This is a genomic window from Chitinophaga sp., from assembly GCF_036569125.1.
Taxonomy (GTDB): Bacteria; Bacteroidota; Bacteroidia; order Chitinophagales; family Chitinophagaceae; genus Chitinophaga.
Genome location: NZ_DATCRF010000039.1, coordinates 1 through 7,863 on the forward strand (window position 1 = coordinate 1; position 7,863 = coordinate 7,863).

The 7,863-nt window shown below is 48.1% G+C and carries 6 protein-coding genes; 5 read left to right on the plus strand and 1 reads right to left on the minus strand.

What is annotated here, in order from left to right; translation table 11 throughout:
* From VIM87_RS01300 to VIM87_RS01320, 5 genes are all read left to right on the plus strand, one after another.
* Positions 1–681 (plus strand): FecR family protein (locus VIM87_RS01300; protein ID WP_331995220.1); only part of this gene is annotated, 681 nt, incomplete at its 5' end.
* A 247-nt stretch (positions 682–928) separates the two neighbouring features.
* A complete protein-coding gene (locus tag VIM87_RS01305) occupies positions 929–4,024 on the plus strand; it encodes a TonB-dependent receptor domain-containing protein (RefSeq protein WP_331995221.1) in 3,096 nt (1,031 codons plus the stop codon).
* A gap of 62 nt (positions 4,025–4,086) precedes the next feature.
* The gene (locus VIM87_RS01310; RefSeq protein ID WP_331995222.1) at positions 4,087–5,526 is read left to right on the plus strand and encodes a hypothetical protein; all 1,440 of its coding nucleotides are present in this window, start codon (positions 4,087–4,089) and stop codon (positions 5,524–5,526) included.
* 79 nt (positions 5,527–5,605) lie between these two features.
* Positions 5,606–6,346, plus strand: coding sequence for a hypothetical protein (locus VIM87_RS01315; protein ID WP_331995223.1), 741 nt, complete (start codon positions 5,606–5,608; stop codon positions 6,344–6,346).
* Positions 6,347–6,360: 14 nt separating this feature from the next.
* Positions 6,361–7,035 carry a hypothetical protein gene (locus tag VIM87_RS01320; protein ID WP_331995224.1) on the plus strand — a complete coding sequence of 225 codons (675 nt, stop codon included), beginning with the start codon at positions 6,361–6,363 and terminating at the stop codon, positions 7,033–7,035.
* A 157-nt stretch (positions 7,036–7,192) separates the two neighbouring features.
* Here VIM87_RS01320 and VIM87_RS01325 read toward each other — a convergent pair.
* On the minus strand, positions 7,193–7,863 hold a 671-nt coding region (locus VIM87_RS01325; RefSeq protein ID WP_331995225.1), incomplete at its 5' end, for a S41 family peptidase.

Consider the following 7,863-nt stretch of genomic DNA (forward strand, 5'->3'; position numbering starts at 1 on the left):
GGTGTACAGGGGCCGGCCCTGGCGCAGCAGTGGGATACGGTTTACAACAACGGCCGTAATATACGCCTGGTATCTATGCCGGATGGCTCCCGCGTATGGCTGAATGCCTATGCCGCCGTAGCTTATTCCCATGATTATAATAACCAGGCGCGCGACCTGTGGTTAAAGGGCGAGGCTTATTTTGAAGTAGCGCAGATTGCCGGTAAGCCTTTCCGTGTACATGCCGGTGAATTAGTGACCACCGCATTAGGTACGGCGTTTAACATTGCTACCGCCAACCAGGCAGACAGCAGCATTGCAGTAAGCCTGCTATCCGGTAAAGTATCTGTAAGCACTGCCGCATTCTCTTATGTGCTGCAGCCGGGAGAAGTATTGTTATATAAAAAAGGCGTGCTGCCCGCACCCGCCACCCGCTTTAATACTGCCGCCACCCTTGACTGGAAAAGCGGGAAATTAATATTCGATAATGCCACTTTGGAAAATGCATTTGCCAAGCTGCAAAGCCGCTATGGGCAAAGGATCATACTGAAAGATAACAAGCTCGCAAAACGGAAGGTATCCGGTTCATTTACCTCAAATGAACCGCTTGAGCAGATACTGACCACGTTAGAATATGTATATGGATTCTCATACCATTTATCCGGTGATGGCAGTGCTTATGTAGTAGAAGGAAAACAATAAATAACCATTGACTAAAATAATAAAGGGCACTGTGGAGACAGTACCCTTTAACCGGACACTTCCCGGTTAAGTATTCATTTTTAACTAAAAGCAAAACAAAAGTATGCAAAAATCTACAAACAGATTTTTTGACAGGGGTACTATGCAAAAACTGGCGGTTTCCCTGTTGTGTTTTTTATGCACCGGCGCCTTACAGGCGGTGGCAATACAATCATATAAGGGGTTAACAGACAGAGTACACATTAACATGCAAAAAACAACGGCAACCGCCGTAGTAAAGAATTTAGCGCAACAAACAGCTTACACTTTTATTTACGATCCTGAATATTTAGACCAGTGCATACTGGCAGCAGTAAAGTTCCAGGATCAGCCCCTGGCAGACGTACTGCACTACTTAGATGTATATGCCCCCATTGATATTGCCTACACCAACAATACCATTGCCCTGCGCAAAGGCCGGCAGGAAAAGGTAGCCGGCCAGGATAAAGGCCGCGTGAGCGGTAAGGTGGTGGATAATAAAAATGAACCGCTGCCGGGTGTTACGATCCAGGTGCAGGGCGGGCAGGGTACCGTAACCAATGTGGATGGCACCTATGAGCTGCAGCTGGAGCCCGGAACCTATACACTTACATTCAGCTATATATCTTATGACACGCGTAAAATAACAGAAGTAGTGGTAACAGACAAAGGGATAACCCCACTGAATGTATCACTGAAAAGCGGGGGCTCCCGTTTAAAGGAAGTAACCGTAACGGCTAACTATAAACGCGCTTCTGTAGAGGGTTTATATGCCCTGCAAAAAAATAATTCAGCAATTACAGATGGTATCAGCGCAGAGCAGATCAGCCGTACGCCGGACAAGAATATTGGCGAAGTGCTGAAACGTGTGAGCGGCCTTTCCACCATGGAAAATAAATATGTGGTAGTGCGTGGTTTAAGCGAGCGTTATAACCAGGCGGTGCTGAACGGGCAGATCATGCCCAGCACAGAGCTGAACCGGAAGAACTTCAGCTTTGATGTGATCCCCTCCAACATTGTTGAAAACGTAACGGTAGTAAAGACCATTACGCCAGACCGCAGCGCGGAATTTGGCGGTGGCCTGGTGGAAGTGAAGACGCTGGACATACCTACCGGCAACTTCCTGAACCTGAGCGCAGGCGGCAGCATTAATGATAAAACTACCGGTAAGGATTTTTTAACCACAAAGTTAGAAGGTAAGGAATACTTTGGCCGGGTAGCAGACCATCGTAATTTAATGGGTACCCTGAACTGGAAAAGTGAAGCGGATATCCATAATAAGTTCCTGGAATCCGGTAAGGATGCAAATGCCTTCAGCAATAACTGGGGTTTGTATAAGCTAAAGGCGCATCCTTCCCAGAACTACCAGGTATCTATAGGCCGCGTAATTCCGGGGAAGAAGAGCAACCAGTTTGGCGTAGTAGCATCTATAGGCTACCGGAACACGCTGGCAACCCAGGACATACGTATGAGCCGCGATGGATTTGAAGGACAAAAAGACGGCCCTGCATCAGAATATGCAGCGTATAATGGTCAGCGTTATGGGTTTACCACTAACCTCGGAGGCCTGCTGGGTGTGGGTTACAGGAATGAGCGTAACCGCATTGGATTTCAGAGCCTGTACCTGCGCACGCTGGATCAGCAGCTGATCATTGGCAGCGGTGTGAATGCCACCCGCGGCTATGCTTTGGGTTATTATGATCTTACTTCACAAACAGACCTGTGGCAGAACCAGCTGAAAGGCGAGCATTCAGTAGGTAATAAAGGCATTAAGCTGAAATGGGCCGGCAGCTATTTGCGGCTGGACCGGCAAAAGCCCGACAATCATCAGCTTACCACAGAGTTTATAAAAACAGATTCCAGCGCTTTAAATGAATACAGCATATTAAGCGCTACCAGCAATGGCATTAGTACCGGCGCGCTGCGCTGGTGGAGCCGTGCAAAGGAAAATAATTATACCTGGGATGCATCTGCCGCTGTTCCTTTCCTGTTCAATGCGGGCCAGGTAGCCATCAGCAACACCTTTAAAGCAGGTTATGGCGGCTGGAGCAAAGACCGTTTGTTCTATGTGATCAATACCGGCGCTACTTTCGACAACCATGACGGTTATTATCAGCCATTGGCCCAGGCATTTTCTCCCGCTAATAATGCAGGTTTTGTTTACAGCCAGTTCAGTGATGATTTTCACCGCACGGCTACCTTACACGCCGTATATGGTATGCTGGATGATAAGATCGGCGACAGGCTAAGACTGGTATGGGGTGTGAGAGCAGAATATTATAACCTGAACAATGCCAATGCCGGCCTGGATTCCCTGGAACGCTGGATTAACCAGACCCGGGGCGGGGCAGGGGTGGATAAATATGATTTCAGCGAATTGCGCAACCGGGAACCTAACTGGAATATTTTTCCCTCCGCTAACCTTACGTACAGCCTTACCCCTGCTATGAACCTGCGGCTGGCCTATGCTAAAAGCATTATCCGTCCTGATCTGCGGGAGCTTTCTTTCTTCCGTGAATATGATTTTGAATTAGGCGGCGCTTATGTGAGCGAGCTGGTAAAATCCACCATAGCCCATCACCTGGATTTCCGTTATGAGTGGTATCCCGGGGCCGGCGAGCTGCTATCCTTCTCCTTATTCTATAAGAAGTTTGATTACCCGATGGAGATCTATGCAGATGAGCAAAGCGGCGGCATATTCGTATTGCGTAATAACAAGAATGCAAAGAACTACGGCCTGGAGGTAGAGGCGCGTAAATCGCTGGCATTTACCAAAGTGCCGGTGCTGCAAAACATAACGCTGTATGGCAACTTCACAGCGCTGGATGCACGCGTAACGCCTATGACCGTTAACTACAACGGGGTAGATCCAAATAATGCGCTGAAGGTGATCCCTAATGAACAGGTATTAAAAGAGGAAAAAAGGCCGCAAACAGGCGCCAGCAATTACATCGTAAATGCCGGCATCTATTATGATACCAAACCGGTTTCTCTTAGCCTGGTATACAATTACGTGAGCAACCGCATGTTCCGTCCGGATAAATCTTACCAGTTCTCTTTGTTTGAACGCCCGTTAACAGCTTTAGACGGGCAGGTAGCGGTACGTTTCTTAAAACAGCGGGCAGAAGTAAAGCTGAACGTTGGCAATATCCTGAATAGTTTTTCTGTAGTGTACCAGAACCGTTATGATGATGACCAGGCGGTTAACAACGGTGAAAAAGATCCTTCCACAAAGCAGCTGCTGTACCAGTCGGGGAAGGATGTGATTAATTATGAAGCGCGGCCGGGCCGCACCTATAGCACCACCTTGAGCTATAAATTCTGAGCATACGCGTAACAGTTATATATCCTGATCAGGTATTCATTTTTAACCTTAAAAGCTAAATCATGAAAAGGAAACCCTTAGTTTTAACCCTGGCCTCGGCCGCTTTAGCAGGTGCTGTATTAATGAGCTCCTGTAAAAAAGAAGGCCAGCCTGTTGCTGACCGTTCAGTATCTGCTACCCAGATCATTCCCTCAAATCCTGTTTTGAGCGGTGTATTAGGTACAGGTCATACCATTAAAGACACCATCCGCCTGACCAGCTCTGTAGCCTGGCACCTGAGTGGCCTGGTGTATGTTGATTCATCTGATGTACTGATCATTGAGCCGGGTACTGTTATCCGTGGGGATAAGAGCACCAGCGCAACTGTTCCCGGTGGCGGCCTGGTAGTAACCCGTGGCTCAAAAGTGCTGGCACAGGGTGCTGCTACCAGCCCAATTATTTTCACTTCCAACCAGACTACACCGGCTTCCGGCGACTGGTCCGGCGTTATCCTGCTGGGTAATGCATCCACTAACCACAGCGGCCGCGTACAGGTTGAGGGTATTCCCAGCAATCCCCCGGCTGACGCTACTTACGGCGGTTCAGTAGGCACCAACGATAACGACAACTCAGGTATCCTGCAGTATGTACGTATCGAGTATGCTGGTTTTGAACTGTCTACCGACAATGAGATCAACGGTTTAACCCTGGCTGGTGTAGGCCGTGGCACCACACTTGATTTTATTGAAGTGTACAAATCAAAAGATGATGCTTTTGAATTTTTCGGTGGTACAGTAAATGCTTCCCACCTGATCTCTGTAGATGCGCTGGATGATATGTTTGATACCGACAATGGTTTCAGAGGTACTATCCGTTATGCTTTAGGCCTGGCTGACACTACCCGTGCAGACAAGAGCCAGTCTAACGGCTTTGAGAGCGATAACAACTCAACCGGTACTACTGCTACGCCTATTACACACCCGGTTTACCGCTACATTACTATCGTTGGCTTACCCAGCCAGGCAAGGGCTTCTATCACTAACGGCCAGCCTTCCGGCACCGGCTTATATGGCCGTGGCGCACAGCTGAGAAGGAATGCTGAATTTGATATCGACAGTGCTATTTACCTGGGCTACAACTTTGGTGTTTCCCTGGACAGCGCCCTGGGTACTACCCGCGATAAGTTCTACGCCGGCACTTCTGTGCTGAAACACAGCTTTGTGCATGCATTCGTTAAACCTTTCGTAACTGAAAGCGCTGGTAACCCTGTTACCGCTGTAGGTTTCAACACTGCTGCCAACCAGTTCACCATTTTTGCTACTTCAGCTGCAAATGGCAACACCGGTTTTACTACTGCTAACCCGAATGCCAACATTGGTTTGGCTAATCCGTTTGTTCGTCCGGCTACCGCTACCAACGCGGCTAACTGGATCCCCGGATCACTGAATGCTTCCCGCACTGTGGGCGCATTCCCCGGCCGTACAGACTGGACTGCCGGCACCAGTGGCTGGTTAAAATGGTAATAAGCAATTTCATGACACCTGTAATAACGTATAAGGCCCGGCCTTATACGTTATTACTTCAAAAAAAGCGATCGATCACATGATGCGGTTATTTACATATTCCATTATCACAGTTATTATTATTTCAGCTTTTTCCTGCAGTAAAGGAGAGCTGCCCGAAGAACATTTTTTTGGTAAAGTAGGAGTTACACTGGTGAACTTACCCAACACACCTAACGTAGACCTGTACTTTGATGGAAAGAAAATAAACAGCATTCAACCTTCCAACACTACGGTAAGCGTAGTATTGCCGGCCGGCAGATCCGGCAAGCTGGCATTTTATAAAGCCAATACGGATTCATTGATAGTAGACAGCCTGATCACGGTTTTGCCGAATGCTGCCACCAACCTGAAGCTGGCGTATAGTGAGGGCATTGGGTTAAAAGGATTTATAACCAGCACGCCGGTATCGCCGGATTCGCTGGCTATGCAGATCTTTGAAACATTGAGCGATACTTATTTCCCTTATGAAAAGCTGGACCTGCATATTATTTATGTAGATAACCAAACCGGTAACCTGGAAGAAACAGGTTTTGTGCTGAAAGGATTAACAAAAGGATCTCTTTATCCACAAACCATTGTGCTGCCGTTAAATGATGCCAGCGGGATGCCTATTACCTATGGTGGCCGGTTTGAGAACAGCGCAACCGGTGCGCCTGTAACGCAGCCGGATGGTGTTACGGATATTTTTGCATTACCGGTAGACCCGGGAAAGTTTTACCTGCTGAATATACATGACGATCCCTCCGGCAATTTTTATCCGGAAGTGATCAATCTTTAATATAAAAGTTTACCATGCAACACCGGTCCGTTACACATAGAAGCTGGTACTGGTCCCTTTTTTACGGGGGCTGTACCCTGGCGGCTGTAATGCTTGCCGGCTGTGAAAAGGAGCCGGTGGCTGCAACAGCAAATGTAGGGGTGCAAACCATTCCCCTGCATGATACGCTGCGGAAAGTGATCACAGAAAATATACTGCTTACCAACAATCATCCCTGGTATATAGAAGGCTGGGTATATGTAAGCAATGAAGCTACTTTACATATTGAGCCGGGTACCGTTATAAAAATAATTACGCCGCTGCCGGCCTATGGCAGGGAAAGCGGCGGAGGTTTGGTAATAACCCGCGGCGCAAAGATCGTGGCAGAAGGGCTGCAGCGCTGGCCTGTTGTATTCCGGTTAAATGATACTACGTGCAATACGGGGTGGAAAGGTATTATACTCTTGGGCAAAGCCCCTCAGAAGGGTGCAGGTAACGTGCTTGAAAATATAAGCTCCCTTACCGGCAGCACCGGCCTTGCCTACGGTGGGCATGAGGCGGAAGACAGCTCGGGGGTAATGCGGCACGTACGTATGGAAGGGCTGGAGTTATTATTAAGGGGCATTGGCAGCAAAACGGAAATAGCCGATATTACTATACAGCCAACCGGGAACAAACCTTACCATCTGAAAAAAGTTCTATTGCCATAATGGCTTAACAGCAATTAACAACACAAGTAATTTTGAAACCCTGTTTATGAGAAATACATTCTGATGATCCCCTCCATCGAATATGGTGAACGCCGTGTCTACGGTGTACAGTTTATAACATCTGTTGTTTGTTAACGCCCTTATCTTACCCCTTCGTTCATTCTCTGAATAGCTTAGCCGGTATTTTCACCACATTCATATTTGACTGCTGCTGCCGGGAATCAAAATAGATCCTGGTGCTTGTTTGCGGCGCCGGTGCTGTTTGACGCCCGTTGCCATTTAAAATATCAATGGCCTTTGCTATTAACGGATCGGTGTTATCACCAATTGGCGCCAGGGGCTGCTTACTCAATTCATCTACCACATACTGCGGGGTAATGCCCTGCGTGTAACCACCTTCTCCCTTGGCATTGGCCAGGTTGTAGCTGATAGGCATCAGCGTCCAGGGGATCCGTTGGGGTGTGCGCATATCCTGTATGATCACGGCGCCTTTATCTTTACCAAAAGTTGGCTGCCCGATAAGGTATACCTGCATGTAAGGCCGTAGGTTATTGATCAGCAGCTCTGCTGCAGATGCGGTTTGGCGCCCGCACAAAATAAATACTCTTGATAAAGAAAGGCGTGCAGGTTCCAGAGCGCTGAATGCAATAGGGCCGCCTGATTCAGGAACGGATAAAGCAGATCTAAAAGAAATAATCCGCTGCCCCAGGTTGCCATTGCCGCTGTATTTCACAAAGCCGCTTTGTTCATTAATATTGGGTGCTATCAGGGCTGCCAGCATTGCAGCAGCAGCTACACTGCCGCCGGGATTGTAACGCAGGTCCAGGA